Source organism: Novosphingobium mississippiense (genome assembly GCF_044029535.1).
Taxonomy (GTDB): Bacteria; Pseudomonadota; Alphaproteobacteria; order Sphingomonadales; family Sphingomonadaceae; genus Novosphingobium.
Genome location: NZ_CP147003.1, coordinates 898,714 through 913,921, shown reverse-complemented (window position 1 = coordinate 913,921; position 15,208 = coordinate 898,714). Strand labels below are relative to the sequence as shown.

The window sequence follows — 15,208 nt, the reverse complement described above, 5'->3', positions numbered from 1 at the left end:
CGGGTGTATCCCAAGGGCGCACGCAATCAGTATTTCACGCCAAGTGTCACGCCGTAAGTCGCCGGTTCGGCCCAGACGCTGCCAATACCGAGCGAGGCGTAGTTGACGGCGGAGCGATAGCGGTGGTCGGTGACGTTCTCACCATAGACTGCGATCGAGTACTTGTCCGAGGCGTCCGTCCATTCCGCGCGCAGGCCCAGTTGGGCGTAGCCGCTCTGCTTGAATTGCTCGGCAATGCCGAAATAGAAGGATGAGGTGTAGTAGAGGTTGCTGGACAGGTTCAGGCGCCCGCCGGCAAGATCCAGCCCGTAGGAAGCGGCAAGGTTCGCGGTGAATTCCGGCGAGCGCTGCATCTTGAAGCCGCTGGCGTCGGTGGTCGTTTCCACCAGCGATCCCGGCCCAAGGCCGCCAAGGCTAGTAGGTACGCAGGCCACCGGCGAAGTGCCGAAGGTGAGCGACGGATCGCAGAACTGATAGAACGGCGCATTGGGGAACTTCTTGTACCGGGCGTGGGTCCAGGCCGCGCCGCCGGAGATCGTGAAGTCGGACGTCACGCGGGCGCTGACCTGCCCCTCGATGCCATAGATTTCCGAACTGGCGGCATTGGTGATCCGCGCCGTACCGGCCTGGAAGCTGGATACCTGCAGGTTCTTGTAGTCATAGTAGAACCCGGAAAGCTCCGCAGAGAACGGGCCCTTGGCATACTTGTATCCCAGTTCGTAGGCATTGATCGTTTCCGGCTTTACGGGGCGGTACGAATAGCCGCCGACGTTCAGCAGGCCGGCCTTGTACCCCTGGGTGAACGAGGCATAGAGGCTGGATTCCTCATTAGGCTTGAAACGCAGCACGAAGCGCGGTGTCACGCGGTCGTTGGTGAGGTTCGGCACGTCGTAGCGCGTGTAGAGCGGCACGTTCGACGGGAATGCCACCGGATTGCCGTTGGCGTCTTCGTAGACCGAGGCGGTAAGCGCGCGCAGAAAGTAGGCGTCGGACACCCAGTCATGGCTGTAACGCGCGCCAGCGGTGACGAAGAGTTGCGGCGTGATTTCGTAAGTGGCGTCCCCGAAGACCGCGATCGACTGGGTCAGGGTGCCGGATTCGCCATTGCGTACGAACGGGTTGGTGCCCAACTTGGCGTCGGTGGGCCAGGTGTCGCGGTTGTTGAAGTAGTAGACGCCAGTGGTCCACTGCAGCCGCGAACCGGCCTTGGAGTTCAGCAGCAGTTCCTGCGTGAAGGTTTCGCTGTTCGATCCGATGCGGATGGTGAAGATTGGCAGCGCCGTCGCGTCCAGGTCCTGCACGCTGGTCACCCGCTCATTGCGGTACTGCGTGTAGGAGGTGAGGTCCGCGAAGCCGAGGTCAGCCTTGATCGTGCCTTGCACGATATCCGAATTGCTGTGTGCACCGATGCCGTCGCTGGGCTGCAGGGCCACCTGATTGGGCTTGGTCGCGTAATAGCCGGTGGGTGTATACTGGTAGATCCAGCGGGTTCCGTCCTCATCCACGAAGGCATTGTGCATCAGTGCCGAAGGATCGTCGGTGGCGGAATGGATATAGCGCAGCAGGAAACTGACGTCAGGCGTCACTTCCACTTTCAGGCCGGTGCGCACTGACCAGCGGTTGTATTTGCCGACATGGTCGTTGTCGTCGATGATGTTGGTCTGGAAGCCGTCACCACGGCGGTAGAGCCCCTCCACATCGAAGGCGACGCCGGGCGCGATGCCCGATGTGGCATAGCCTTGCACTTCCACGGTGTTGAAGCGGCCATAGGTGGCCTTCATCTCGCCGCCGGGCGTCTCGCTGGGATCGGCGGTGGTCACCAGGATCGCGCCGCCTGTGGTGTTGCGGCCGAACAGCGTGCCCTGCGGCCCCTTCAGCACCTGCACCGACTGGACCTTCATCAGCTGGAAGTCGGTTGCCGCCGCGCTGGGCGAGAAGAAGCCGTCCACATACGTTGCGACGTTGGGGCCGCCGCCAGAGGTCGTGATCGCCGTACCGACACCGCGGATGGTCGGCTGCGTGTAGACGCCCGACTTGTCGAAGCGCAGTGCGGGCACCACGCGCGACATGTCGGAAAGCTGGCGGACGCCCGCATCGATCAGCGCCTTATCGCTGACCGTTGTGATCGTGATCGGCACGTTCAGCGAGCGTTCCGAACGCCGCTGCGCGGTCACGTAGATTTCACCGGTGGGTGCGGATGGAGCGGCCTGTGGAGCGGGCCCCTGATCGGCGGATGTTTGAGCGGCATCCTGTGCGAAAGCCTGTTGTGAGAGCAACGCGGTTGCCAGAACGGCAGCGGACGATACGGCAAGGGACGATGTTGCGCATCGCCGGAAACGGTTTGACATTTTTTCCTCCCGATGTGTCGTTGGCCCGGTCTTTTCAACGCGGTGCCTAGTACGTTTTCGCACTAGCCCGGCTTCCGGCAAAGTTTGGCGACGGGCATATCGTCACGGCGCTTTCGCTAGCGAAAGCGGCTCGTCACCAGCCATCTCGCCCGGCGATGAAGGCGGCGACCGCACGGCGGATCCAGTCCTGCCGTGCCGGGCGGGGAACCGGCCGGTTGGTCAGCATGACGTTCACGTAATAGCCGCGCAGCATCAGGATGAACGCTTCGGCCGCCGCCTGCGGATCGGCAGGCACGCGGCCCTGCGCGGCCGCGCAGTGGACGATGAAGTCCGCGATCTGCCCAACGCCGATCTGGGTGCGTTCCGCTGCGGCGATGCCCAGTTCGGGAAACCGGTGGGATTCGCTGTAGATCAGCCGGTTCACGCTCAGAAAGCTGCCCTGGAAGCTGAGATCCAGAGAGCGGTCGGCATAGGCGACAAGGCCTTTCTCCAGATCCGTGTCGCTGATCTGCAATTGCACCAGCGTCGCCCCCAGCGCACGGTCCATCTGCTGCACCATGATGGCGCGAAACAGTTGCTCTTTCGAGGAATAGCGCGAATAGAGCGTGGTCTTGGAAATACCCGCCGCCTTCACGATCCGCGTCATGGAGGTGCCGCCATATCCGTGGCGCAGGAATTCCTGCAGGGCGACGTCCAGCAACTGCCCGTCTATTTCCGCACCTTCCTCCAGCGTCGGTCGCCCCGGCGCCCGGGGTGTTGTCGGGCGGGATGTTGTCGGGCGCGCGGCCGACGACGGAGTGGCAATGTTCATGAACCGGCCATTCCGCGCATGTCAGCGCTCTTCCATTTCATGGCGCCGACGCTCGACATCGGCGAGCAGGGGAAGGATCTTCTCGTCCGCCAGCAGCGTGCAGTAGTATTCGTTGACGTGCCGAATCCTGCCTTCGTGCAGGGTGAAGGCCATGCAGTACTGGTTGCAATAGGCCTCCCCATTGGCCAGCACCGCGTCGCCTTCGAATTCCACGACGACACGGTCGTCCTCGGCAGTCACCGTCTTGAACGCGGGGCGAAGCCCGGTGGGGATGAGGTCGCGGAACGCGGCCGTTGTCGCCAGGATCATCTCGCGGACCCGCGGGCCGGAGAGTTTGCCGAAGCCCTTGGCGTCTGTCACCGCATCAGGGGCAAGGCACTTTTCGGCGGCCACGGCATCGCCCCGGCTGAATGCCTCTATGAATTCGATCACGATCCGCTTGTTCGCTTCGCTCATGACATTCCCTTTCTTTCGATCGCGGCGGGCCGTCCGAACAGCTTCCCGATCAGCCGGAGCAAGCGGGCCAGCACAGAGGGGCGGGGGGCCGTTTGGGCCATCGTTTCCCGTGCAGCCTCTACCTCCGCCGTCTCGATCTCGGCCTTCAACTGCTGGGCGAAACTCCGCGCGAACTGCGGCAGCAGCGGTTTGCCCATGGCTTCCCACATCATCGCCATCTGGCCGCTGCCGATCACCTGCACCTGCAGCGTCACTTCGGTTTCCGCCGGCCCCAGCGACCGCGCCCGATAGGTGCCTGCGCCTTGCACGGGATCGCCATCCAGATCGTAGGTGAAGGCGACGCGTTCCGGCCCGTCCCACGCGCCCACATGCACGTTGACGTGAACGGTGCGCACCAACCCGCCGGCGCCGATTTTCAGCACCCAGCTGGAATTGTCCGCGTCGACGATCCGGCATTCGCGAAGCCCGGGCATCAGATTGGCCCAGCGCTCGATATCGCGCACATGGGCCCAGACCTCCTCTATGCCCCGCCCGATGGTGACGGTCTGTTCGGTTTCGATCATTCGGCGGCTTCCGCCTGCGGGCGCCGCGCCAACGCCTCGTCCAGCAGAATGCTGGGGCGGCCGATGGCGTGGAGTGCCGCCAGATAGCCGTGCGTCATCCCGCGCGCATTGGTCATGCCGCTCTGCATGACGGCGCCATTGTCCAGCCGGGCCATCGAATTGCCGGCGACGTACAGCCCCTCGATCGGCGCATCGTCCCAGCCGATCACCCGGCAATGTTCATCACCCAGCAGCCCGGCAGAGGCGATGCCCCCGCCTGCCAGACGGTGCAGCGGCACGGCATAGAAAGGGCCCTGTTCCAGCGGGCCCAGATTGGCATTGGGCTTCTGGTTGGGATCGCCGCACATGGTGACGCTCCATGGGAAAGCGCCGCGCCGGAATTCGGGGTCTTCCCCGGCGGTCGAATAGCGGTTGAACGCCGCCACCGTCTGTTCCAGCCCCGGCCCGTCCACGCCGATCATGGCGGCGAGTTCGGCCAGACTGCCCGCCTTCGCGCCCATGCCATCGGGCAGGTCCTGCCCCGGCATGACGCCGCCGAACGGATATTTCTCCCGCGCCTGGCTGTCGAAGATCGCCCAGCAGGGATAGTTGACGTGGGTCTGCGAATTGCCGTCGATCGCATTCATGGCGTGGGCGATCGACCGGTAGAACGCCTCGTTCCCGAAACGCTTGCCCGCGCGGTTGACCACGATGGTATGGGGCAGGCCCATGTAGGGCAGGGCGCCGCGCCAGAGTGGCAGGTCTCCCTCCTGTTCCTCTCCCGGGGTGTGGACGCCCAGGATCGTCCCGTCCGGAACGCGGGCGATCCGCGCCCCGAATGGCCCGGCCAGCCGCAGGTGTGCCCCGTCGATCGTCTGCATCACCATCGATTCCGGATCGATCAGGTTGCCCAGCGTGCGTGAATAGGCGGGATCACGCTCGTAACTGCTCACCGCGATCACCACGCCGCGATTGGCCTTGATGAAGATGTCCTTGCCGTCGCGCTTGGCCTGCACGCCGACGATGCGCTCTCCGTCGCCGATCAGCTTTTCCGCATTGACGCCGGTGAGCAGGGGAATGCCGCGATCCAGCGCACCCTTCACGAAGTAGGCGGCAAGGCCGGGGCCAAGGCAGCGCTCGTCATTGCCCATGCGCTCTGCCATCGTGGCATAGTCCCAGTTGCGCATGTTCGCAGTGCCGCCATTGGCGAAGATGTCATGGTGTGTCATGCCATAGGGCACATGCGGCGAAACCCGCGTGCGGAACTGCCATTCGCCCAGCGAGGCGGCGGGGAACGGCACGGGTTCCAGCAACCGCCCCTCTGCCACGCTATCGTTGCTGTGGGGATAGTAATAGTCCGGGCAGTCCGGGATCGCCGCCAGTTGCAGCCCGATTGCATCCTCAAAATACTTCAGCGCGACGGGGGCGTGGATCGCCTGATTGAGGATGGCAACCTCATCCGCATAGCCGGCGGCAAGCCCCTGCACGTAGCGGAAGCCGCTTTCGGGGGAATCGTCGATGCCCAGCCCCTTGGCCAGATGATTGCCGGCGATCCAGACCTCGCCCATCGAATAGGCGGTAACGCCGCCCACCTGATCCGACCGTTCAAGGATCAAGGCGGAGCAGCCATGGTCCTGCGCGGTGATCGCTGCGCACAACCCGCCCGCGCCGGAGCCGATTGCCACCACATCTGCTTCCAGATCCCATTGTTCAGGTACGCTGTCCGCTTTCACCGGCTGTCTCCCAGCTTCCGCCAACCTCTTCATGGCCGAAGACGCGCCGCGTTCGCCCGGCGCTTTTCCCGGCAGGTCGGTCCTGCTGCGATTATGATACGGCATGGACCGATTAATGGCCAGTCCGCCCCGGCGATGGGTTTTCATCGAATGCCGTCGCCGGTGATTGCTTTTTCACGCCTCGCGCTTGCCAGCCGCCACGTTACCGGCCAGCAGCGACCCGAAGCGCGCGCCCCAAAAGCACGCCCGTCGGAGAATGCAGTGAGCCCATCGAGACATCCCCTCTCGTTTCCCGCCTTCCGGCTGTTCTGGGTGGCTCGGCTATGCACGACGATGGCGCAGGGCGGCATGGTCGTGGTGCTGGGCTGGCAGGTTTACGAAGTCGCCCGGCTGACGCGCAGCATTAAGGATGCGGCCTTCCAACTGGGCGTAGTGGGGCTGGTCCAGTTCATCCCGCTGTTCCTGCTGGTGCTGGTTACGGGCTGGACGGCGGACCATGTCGACCGGCGCGTGATCGCGCGGCTGTGCGGGGTGGTGCAACTGGGGTGCGCGGTGCTGCTGGGTTGGCTCAATTCGGGCCATGGCGTCACCCTGGCGGCGCTGTTCGTGGTGGCAGGGCTGTTCGGCGTGGTCAGGGCATTTTCGATGCCGGCGCTGAGTGCGCTGGCGCCGGATCTTGTTCCGGCCGAAGTGCTGCCCCGGGCCATCGCGATCAACTCCATCGCCAGCCGGCTGGGCGCCATCGTCGGTCCGGCGTCGGTCGGGTTCCTCTATGCGGTCGGGCCGGTCTTTCCCTATGTCGCGGCCTCTGCGCTGTTTGCGGTTTCGCTGCTGTGCTTCATGCTGATCCTGCCGGTGCCGCGCACGCGACGGAATGCCGGCGTGCATCCCTGGCAGCAGATGGTGGAGGGGATATCTTATGTGCGCCACCATCCGCTGATTCTGGGCGCGATCTCGCTGGACCTGATGGCCGTGTTGCTGGGGGGGGCGACTGCGCTGCTGCCGGTTTTCGCGCATGACATTCTGGCGATCGGTCCAAGCGGGCTGGGCACCCTGCGCGCCGCGCCCGCATTGGGGGCGATGCTGGCTGCATTCTGGTTTTCATGGCGGCCGCTCAATCGCGACGTGGGGGTGAAGATGCTGGCGGCAGTGGCCGTCTATGGCGCGGCCATCCTCGGCTTCGGCCTGTCACGCTGGCTGCCCCTTTCGTTGCTGTGCCTGACCGTATCGGGCGCGGCCGACATGTTCTCGGTCTATGTGCGACAATCGCTGATCCAGCTTTCCACGCCGCAGGACATGCGCGGCCGGGTGGGGGCGGTCTCCTCCCTCTTCATATCCGCATCGAACGAGTTGGGCGAAGCCGAGTCGGGCTTCGTGGCCTCCCTCCTCGGGCCCACGGCGACGGTCGTGGTTGGCGGCATCGGCGCGATCGCCGTGACGCTGATCTGGTCCCGGCTGTTCCCCGCGCTGCGGCAGGCGCGCAACTTCGACATCCGCCCTTTCGAACGTGCGCGAAAATAGCCGGCCGGATTCAACGCCAGGGGCGCCTGCAAAGGCTTTTGGTGAAATATATTTTTCCGCGACCGGGGAATACGCGACCATACTATATTTACGTTTGAAACACCGTTACTTAGCTATGCTCGCACGCCCGGGGGGGATTGGTGGGTGCCATGCTGTTGCAAATGCACGGGAATCAGTTTGCGGAGCCGTTCCGCCCGGATAATCGGCCCCGCCTGCGGGGCCGTGACCTTTTGCCTGCCGCATTGATGCTGATCCTGCTGGTAGGCGGGCTGCTGGCCGCCTCGCTCGGTCTGGGCGGCGGTGCAGGACAGGGCGAGGGCTATCTTGTGATCGCGCCTCCTGGCTGGACGCTGGCGCGGACGACCGGGCTGGTGCGTGCCGCCGGCGGCAGGCTGGTGCGGCCGGGCGGATTTTCCAACACGGTGATCGCGGCATCGGCAGATCCGCATTTCGGACAGGCACTGGAAAACGCGGGGGCCCTTTTCGTCCGCCGCGTTTCCGGCCCGCTTGGCTGCGCTTCGCCACAAGAAACGGCCCCCCGTCCACAAACGAGCCAAAAGCCATGAACGACGAAATCGCCGCCCTTCGCACCAAGTTCGGCCGCTTTCTGGTCGTACTGCTCTGGCTCCACGTTCCGCTGCATGCGCTGGTTGCGCTGCTGCAGGGCGAATCACCGCTCTAAGCCGCGCTGGCAGGCGCGGCGCTGGCGGGATCCTATCACCTGATGTGGGTTCTGCAGGGGCCGGCACCGGCAACCCGCTATCTTTCCGCCGTCGCCCTGATGGGCGAAGCGGCGATCCTGCTGTTCCTGCTGCGTGGCCATCCGTGGCAGATGGACATGCACATGTACTTCTTCGCGATGCTGGCACTGACCATCGCGTGGCTTGATCGCGAGGCGATCCTGGTTGCCGCCATCGCCATCGCATTGCACCATCTGTTGTTGCTTTATCTGCTGCCATACGCGGTCTTCTCGCAGGCCGGGACGTTTGAGCGCGTCCTGCTGCACGCCGGGATCGTGGCGTTCCAGACGGCGGTGCTGGTCTGGCTCAATGGCATGTTGACTGCCAGCTTCCAGCGCATCGGCCGGATGAGCGACGAGATCCTGCTGAAGAACGAGGCGCTGGAAGAACGCACGCGCGAGGCGGAAGAGGCCACGCGCGTGAAAAGCATGTTCCTGGCCAACATGAGCCACGAAATCCGTACGCCCATGAACGCGATCCTTGGCTACAGCCACCTGATCGGACACACCAGCCTGGACGACCGGCAGCGCGATTTCGTGGAAAAGATCAAGGGCGCCGGATCGTCGCTGCTGCGCCTGATCAACGACATTCTGGACTTTTCGAAGAACGAAGCCGGCAAACTGATGCTGGAATCGCACGATTTCGATCTGCGCACGACGATTGCCGATCAGGTCCAGCTGGTGTCGTTCGAGGCGCAGGCCAAGGGCGTGCGCATCTTCACCCATATCGGCCCGGATGTACCGCCGGCGGTCTGCGGCGATCCGCTGCGCCTGGCGCAAGTGGCGATCAACCTCCTGAGCAACGCAGTCAAGTTCTCGGCCGGTGGCCGGGTGGAGATCGGGCTTGAACTGGTGGGCAAGCGCAGCGGCCCGACGGGTGAGCTTGCCATGCTGGAACTGATCGTGGCCGACGACGGCATTGGCATGAATGCGCAGCAGCAGGCGGGGCTGTACAAGCCATTCTCCCAGGCCGACAATTCGACCACGCGGCGGTTCGGCGGCACCGGGCTGGGGCTGGCGATCTGCAAGCAGATCTTGGAACAGATGGGCGGCTCCATCTCGGTCAAGAGCGCGCCGGGGCAGGGCAGTACGTTCACCTGCCGGTTCGAAGTGGCGGAAGCCGGCGCGGTGCCGGCAAGCCGCGCCGTCTCGTTCGACCAAATCCGCGCGCTGCGCGTGCTGGCGGCGGACGACAATCCGGCATCGCGGGAAATCGTGCAGGGCATCTTCGGGCACTGGGGCATGAGGATCGATCTGGCGGCCTCGGGCGAGGAGGCGCTGGCCGCCTGCGCCGATGCCTGCAAGCGTGACAATCCGTTCGACCTTGTGCTGATCGACTGGAAGATGCCGGGCATGGACGGGATCGAACTGGCCCGTATCCTGCAGGAACGCGCGGGCGACGGCCCCATGCCGATTACGCTGATCCTAACCGCCTACAGCGTGGATGAGGCCATGGCCGAAGCGCAGGGCATCCCGATTTCCGCCGTTCTGGCCAAGCCCATCGATCCGCAGGCGCTGCTTGAAACGATTACCGCGCTCTTTGCCGACGAATATGCCGCGACAGAGGCAACTTCTCGCGAGGAAACCGGAACCCGGCAGGTGGAGCCGCATTTGCGCGGCCAGCGCGTGCTGCTGGTGGAGGATAACGAGATCAATCTGGAGATCGCGACCGAACTGCTGACGCAGGCGGGCCTGATCGTCGATCCGGCGGTGAACGGGCGTATTGCCTGCGATCTGGTCGCGCGCCGCGGTGATACGTATGCCGCCGTCCTCATGGACGTGCAGATGCCCGAGATGGACGGGCTGGAGGCCACCCGCCGCATTCGCGAAACGCGCCCGCGCGGCACGCTGCCCATCCTGGCGATGACGGCGCACGCGTTCGATGAAGAAAAGCGCAAGTGCATCGATGCCGGGATGGACGATCATATCGCCAAGCCGGTCTCGCCCGCGGCGCTGGCGGCGCTGCTGGATCGCTGGCTGAAGCCGGTTACACCCGATGCGGAAGGGCCGGATTCGGCCACCGGCTCCACCACCGTCGAAGCCACGCCGGTCCTGCCCGCCAAGCTGCCGCCTTTCGATATTCCGGTCGCGCTGGAGCGTGTTGGTGGCAAGACCGCGTTGTTGCATCGCCTGATCGTCAGTTTCGGAAGGGACTATGCCGACGTGGCTGAACGGATGCGGGAGGCGCTGGCCGAGGGCGAGCCGGATGAGGCCCGAAGGCTTGCGCATGGCCTGCGCAGCGTTGCCGGCTCGCTGGGGCTGCATATGGTTCAACTCCACGCCACCGAGGCCGAGCGCCACGTGCTCGGCGGCGAGATCGATGTGCTAGGCAGCGAAATCGACGCGTTGGATGAAGCCTTGCGACCGGCGATTGTCGCGGCGCGGTCGCTGGGCGGCTCCGCCACAGGTGGCGGATCGGTACGGGGAGGGGCGGCCGGCGACCCACGCCGTGCGGCACAGGCCCTGGCCGAACTGCGCGGTCTGTTGCTGCGCCGCAGCCTGAGGGCGCGCGATGCCTTCGAGAAATTTGCCGACGCGTCCGGCCTGGAACATCCGGAACGGCAGCACCATCCACTCTGCCAGGCGGTGCTCCGCCTGGACTATGCCGCCGCGCTGGAAATCGTCGACCGGATCGACGATCGCGACGGCCTTGAGGGCAACATCGATGTCATGGGCAGTGATGTCTCAGGCGGCGATGGTGCCGGAACCGATAAACTGGCGGCCGAAGGCTTTGCCCAAAGGACCAATTCGTGAACAAGGCGACGATCCTGATTGTCGATGACGATCTTGCCAATATCGAGATCATGAATGCCGCGCTGGAGGACGAATACGACGTCTGCTTTGCCAGTTCGGGTGAAGACGCGTTGGATGTGGCACGGGCCGTGCAGCCCGATCTTGTCCTGCTGGATGTGGTGATGCCGGGGATCGACGGGTTCGAGGCGTGTCGCAAGTTGAAGAGTGATCCGTTGCTGGCGGATGTGCCGGTTATCTTCACCACCGGGCTTGGCGATTCGGAGGCGGAAGTCCGCGGCCTTTCGCTGGGGGCGATCGATTACATCACGAAACCTGTCCAACCCGCCTTGCTGCGCGCACGCGTTGCCAATCATGTCGAGTTGAAGCGGATGCGCGATCGGTTGGCGCAAATGGCGGTGACTGACGCCCTGACCGGGTTGAGCAACCGTCGCCATTTGGAAATCGACCTCGCCGCCGATTGCGGTCGCCTTGCCCGGTCGGGGGAGTGGCTGTCGGTCATCATGATCGACATCGATTTCTTCAAGCAGTTCAATGACACGTACGGCCATCAGGCCGGCGATCGCTGCATCACGATGATTGCTTCGGCCCTGACAAGGGCGATCCGCCAGTTGAGCGGCAAGGCCGCGCGTTACGGTGGCGAGGAGTTCCTTTGCGCGCTGCCCGGCGCCGATCCGCAATCGGCGGGCGAAGTGGCGCTGGAGATCAAGCGCGAGGTCGACGCGTTGTGCATCCCGCACAAGACATCGCGGATCGGGCCACAGGTGACGGTGAGCATCGGCGTGGCCTGCGCGCGCTGCACCGACGGGATGGCGCCGGATCACTGGATCGCGGCGGCCGATGCCCAACTCTACAAGAGCAAGTCATACGGGCGCGATCGGGTGACGCTGGATTGCTTCGACGGGATCCCCTCCCACTGAGGGGCGCCCGATCCCGCTTCAGATCTCGTATTCGAGTTGCCACCCAGAGGGTGGGACGGCTGATGGGGAATGGCTTCGCTGCGGGTTGCCGGGCTGGCGGCGCATCATTTCGCCGTGCAGTTTCCTGACCATGTTGCTGCCGGTGCGGGTCATCACGCCCGGCAGGAAGCCATGCAGCATGGTTCCCAGGCCCGCCAAGATCATCAGTAGACCGAAGCGATTGGCGACGTACCAATGCTGGCCATACGTTTCTTTCACCGCGCGGGGATGATCCAGGAACAGCTTCCTGAACATTGTCGCCTCCCTTTTACGGATTTCGGCCAGGTCAAGCCTCTGCGCGACACCCGGTCGGATGGACGGTACCGGCGGCGGCGCGGGTGCGGAAGCCCGCACCGCCGTCGGCATGGCGTGTCCGACCGGTCAGGCGGTCGGCGGATAGGGGTGGAGCCCGAAGATCCACTTGGCGCGCAGCTGTTCGGCGCGATCGACTAGAAGAACGCGGGCATCGTGACCGGCCATGCCCGCCTGATGCGCCACATCGATGGCGCGATTGAGCGCGGCCTTCATGTCCGCAAAGACGGCCAGTGCCACGCCATGGAGCGTCACCGCCCAGTTATCGCCCTGCGGGGAGACATGATAGTCGTTCTGTGCCATGTGCCGTATCTCCTTTTTCGCATCCGTGCCGATCCGATGGCGGAAACATGCATTTCCTCGCCATCGGGCCCTCGCGATGAGGTGGACATCTTTCGCTGTCCTCGGCCCCGAGGTGTGTTTTGATTTCGAACATGGTGCTGTCGTGGTCGACCCGCACGATTGGCCGGTTTGATCCGGCCGAAACGCCTTAACTCTATATTCTCAACCTTACCGGTAGACAAGCCGCTGTCAATGCGATTCGGTGCCAGCTCCGTCGCTTGTCGCGCATGCCGCACCGCTCGTCGGCATCCGTTTTTCGACTGGCCCCGCAGGCCGGGCCTTGGCCCTTTCCGCTGCCTGCTATCCGCCTGCCAATCGACTCCAGCGAATATACGGCAGGATCGAGGCGTGGTCATCGGTCCAGGGTTTCGCCGGCCGTTCGCTCAGCACGGTCCATGGCATGTCCGATCGTGCGCGGGCGAGTTGGTCCAGTACGGCGCCATCGGGCGCCAGTGCTATCCAGCGGGACGGGGTGTAGCGCTCCTTGTCCGTCGGAATGTCGAGCCGGGTCAGCGCGGCCAGGCCGCCGTCGTGCGCGTTCGCGGCTACCACGGGGGCAAGATCGATATAGCGGTTCGATATGTGCAGCAGCAGGAGGCCCCGGCTGCTGAGCGCCCTAGTGTACACCCGCAGGGCTTCGCGCGTCAGCAGGTGCATCGGGATGGCGTCAGACGAGAAGGCGTCGATCACCAGCACGTCGAACGAGGCGGGCGGCAATGCGGCCAGTTTTAGCCGGGCATCGCCGATCACGACGCGGGCGCCGGGCGTGCAATCGCGCAGATAAGTGAAGCGCCCCGATGTGGAGAAGCGCAGGACCACGGGATCGATCTCGAAGAAAGTCCAGCGCTGTCCGGGATGGGACTGGCAAGCGAGCGAGCCCGTACCCAGGCCGACCACGCCGACGCGCGCTTGCGGGCCGATGATGATCGGGGCAGCCGCCAGGGCCAGCGATACGCCTGATCCCGGCCCGTAGTAGGTCAGCGCATCGCGCGCATGGGCCGGGTCCAGCGACTGCTCGCCATGAAGCGTGGTTCCGTGCGCCAGCGTGCGCATGTGTTCGTCCGTTCGATCATGGACGGTATAGATGCCGAAATAGCTGCGCGTGCGTTCTCCCTTCAGCGTCGCGCGGATGGTCCAGATCCCGCCTTGCGTCACCATGGCGAGTGCCAGCACCGCCACGAAGGCCCAGCGCCATGCCATCAGCATCACGCCGGTGCCCGTGAGGAAGACCGTCAGCACCAGTGCGATCAGTTCGCCCTCGGGCCGCAACGCATAGCCGTCCAACTGCCAGCCCAGGAACGCCGCGAACAGCAGCAGCAGGGCAAGCGCGATGCGCACTTGGGCGGGATCGCTGTCCTCATCTCCGTTCCAGCGCAGCATCGGTTCCAGCGGCATCAGCAGTGCGGCAGCCAGCACCAGCAAGGGATGCTCCCAGGCCCAGTCGAACATTAGGGGGGCAAGCAGGGCGGTAAAGACGCCCCCCAGCGCGCCGCCAGCCGAGAGGATGAGGTAGAAGCGCGTAAGTTGCGAAGGTTCGGGTCGCAGATCGTAAAGCCGCGCATGGAGCGTGGTGGCCACGCAAAACAGCAGCACGCAGGTTGCCAGTGCCGCCCACAGCCCGCCCGATCCATTCGAGAGCATCGCATAGCTGCCCGCGAATAGCGCGACGACCGGCGCGATGCGGCCGATCACCCGCGCGCCGCCGCGCCGGTCCGCGAAGGCGACGACGAAACTGAGTAGATAGAGGCCCAGCGGAATCACCCAGAGCAGCGGCATCGCGAAGATGTCGGTGGTCAGATGCGTTGTCGTCGACAGCAGGAGGCCGGAAGGAACGGCCGACAGCGCCAGCCACAGCAACACCGTCCGCAGCGGAATGCGTCGGGCCTCGTCATGCCGGGGCCTTGCAGGTGCCGGTACGGTAGAGGAAAAGCGGCTGGCCTCGGCCAGAACCACCAGCATGATCAGCAGCACGAAGCCGGCGGACCAGACCATGCTTTGCTTGCGCAGGCTCAGCAGCGGTTCGGCCAGTAGCGGGTAGGCAAGGAGACCGGCAAAGCTGCCGAGGTTGGAAGCCGCGTAGAGGGCCCAGGGTTCCCCCGCGCGTGGATCGGCGGCGAACCATCGCTGCATCAGTGGCGCTTGCGCCGAAACGGCGAAGAACACCGGACCGATCGACAGGCCCAACAGCAAGGGCACCCAAAGTTCTTCCGGCAGGCCGCCCAGCGGCGTGGCCTTGGCAAGGCCTACCGGCAAAGTCAGGCTGGCCAATGCGAGCACAGCGATATGGATCAGCGCCTGTCGTCGCAGCGTGAACCGGCCCAGCCAATCTGCATAGGCATAGCCGGCCAGCAGCAGTGCCTGATAGACCAGCATCGCGCTGTTCCAGACGTTCGGCGCGCCACCCAGGCGCGGCAGGGCCATGCGCGCGACCATCGGTTGAACTAGGAACAGCAGAAAGCTGCCGACAAGTATCGTCGCGACGAAAAGGCCGCGCGCGGGGCCGCGCAGGCCGGAAATGCGGGAGGTGTCGGCAACGGCCATGGCCCCGTCTATCGCATTGCCCCATCAGTATAAAGCCGCAAGGCGCCGCCTCTTCCCAACTGTGCTGCCGACCGCTGACCTTGCCACGCCTCGCTGCGGCAATGCGGTCTTAAACGACATTGCACGGTCAGACTTAAGTAATAATAATGCAGA

The 15,208-nt window shown here is 64.6% G+C and carries 12 protein-coding genes; 4 read left to right on the top strand and 8 right to left on the bottom strand.

What is annotated here, in order from left to right:
• Positions 1 to 26: 26 nt before the first annotated feature.
• The 5 genes from WBP06_RS22640 to WBP06_RS22620 form a co-directional block, all read right to left on the bottom strand.
• Positions 27 to 2,348 carry a TonB-dependent receptor gene (locus tag WBP06_RS22640; protein ID WP_395337379.1) on the bottom strand — a complete coding sequence of 774 codons (2,322 nt, stop codon included), beginning with the start codon at positions 2,346 to 2,348 and terminating at the stop codon, positions 27 to 29.
• Positions 2,349 to 2,481: 133 nt separating this feature from the next.
• A complete protein-coding gene (locus tag WBP06_RS22635) occupies positions 2,482 to 3,159 on the bottom strand; it encodes a TetR/AcrR family transcriptional regulator (RefSeq protein WP_395337378.1) in 678 nt (225 codons plus the stop codon).
• 21 nt (positions 3,160 to 3,180) lie between these two features.
• The gene (locus tag WBP06_RS22630) at positions 3,181 to 3,615 is read right to left on the bottom strand and encodes a nuclear transport factor 2 family protein (protein WP_395337376.1); all 435 of its coding nucleotides are present in this window, start codon (positions 3,613 to 3,615) and stop codon (positions 3,181 to 3,183) included.
• Positions 3,612 to 4,178, bottom strand: coding sequence for an SRPBCC family protein (locus tag WBP06_RS22625; protein WP_395337375.1), 567 nt, complete (start codon positions 4,176 to 4,178; stop codon positions 3,612 to 3,614). The genes WBP06_RS22630 and WBP06_RS22625 overlap by 4 nt, the downstream gene beginning before the upstream one ends.
• Complete coding sequence (locus WBP06_RS22620) at positions 4,175 to 5,890, bottom strand: FAD-binding protein (RefSeq protein WP_395337374.1); 1,716 nt, start codon at positions 5,888 to 5,890, stop codon at positions 4,175 to 4,177. Before WBP06_RS22620 ends, WBP06_RS22625 begins: the two co-directional genes overlap by 4 nt.
• 261 nt (positions 5,891 to 6,151) lie before the next feature.
• Here WBP06_RS22620 and WBP06_RS22615 point away from each other — a divergent pair, with 261 nt between their 5' ends.
• The 4 genes from WBP06_RS22615 (at position 6,152) to WBP06_RS22600 (ending at position 11,821) form a co-directional block, all read left to right on the top strand.
• Positions 6,152 to 7,411: an MFS transporter gene (locus WBP06_RS22615; protein WP_395337373.1), complete on the top strand. Its 1,260-nt coding sequence runs from the start codon at positions 6,152 to 6,154 to the stop codon at positions 7,409 to 7,411.
• Positions 7,412 to 7,551: 140 nt separating this feature from the next.
• Positions 7,552 to 7,977, top strand: a complete 426-nt coding sequence (locus WBP06_RS22610) for a hypothetical protein (protein ID WP_395337372.1) — start codon at positions 7,552 to 7,554, stop codon at positions 7,975 to 7,977.
• Between the two features lie 158 nt (positions 7,978 to 8,135).
• A complete protein-coding gene (locus WBP06_RS22605) occupies positions 8,136 to 10,904 on the top strand; it encodes a response regulator (protein ID WP_395337371.1) in 2,769 nt (922 codons plus the stop codon).
• Positions 10,901 to 11,821 carry a diguanylate cyclase gene (locus WBP06_RS22600; RefSeq protein ID WP_395337370.1) on the top strand — a complete coding sequence of 307 codons (921 nt, stop codon included), beginning with the start codon at positions 10,901 to 10,903 and terminating at the stop codon, positions 11,819 to 11,821. Before WBP06_RS22605 ends, WBP06_RS22600 begins: the two co-directional genes overlap by 4 nt.
• An 18-nt stretch (positions 11,822 to 11,839) precedes the next feature.
• Here the strand turns inward: WBP06_RS22600 and WBP06_RS22595 are convergent, their stop codons facing one another.
• The 3 genes from WBP06_RS22595 to WBP06_RS22585 form a co-directional block, all read right to left on the bottom strand.
• Positions 11,840 to 12,115 (bottom strand): DUF6356 family protein, encoded by a 276-nt coding sequence (locus WBP06_RS22595; RefSeq protein ID WP_395337369.1) that lies wholly within the window; start codon positions 12,113 to 12,115, stop codon positions 11,840 to 11,842.
• A 126-nt stretch (positions 12,116 to 12,241) separates the two neighbouring features.
• Positions 12,242 to 12,475 (bottom strand): hypothetical protein, encoded by a 234-nt coding sequence (locus tag WBP06_RS22590; protein ID WP_395337368.1) that lies wholly within the window; start codon positions 12,473 to 12,475, stop codon positions 12,242 to 12,244.
• 339 nt (positions 12,476 to 12,814) lie between these two features.
• Positions 12,815 to 15,055 carry a fused MFS/spermidine synthase gene (locus tag WBP06_RS22585; protein ID WP_395337367.1) on the bottom strand — a complete coding sequence of 747 codons (2,241 nt, stop codon included), beginning with the start codon at positions 15,053 to 15,055 and terminating at the stop codon, positions 12,815 to 12,817.
• Positions 15,056 to 15,208 lie beyond the last annotated feature (153 nt).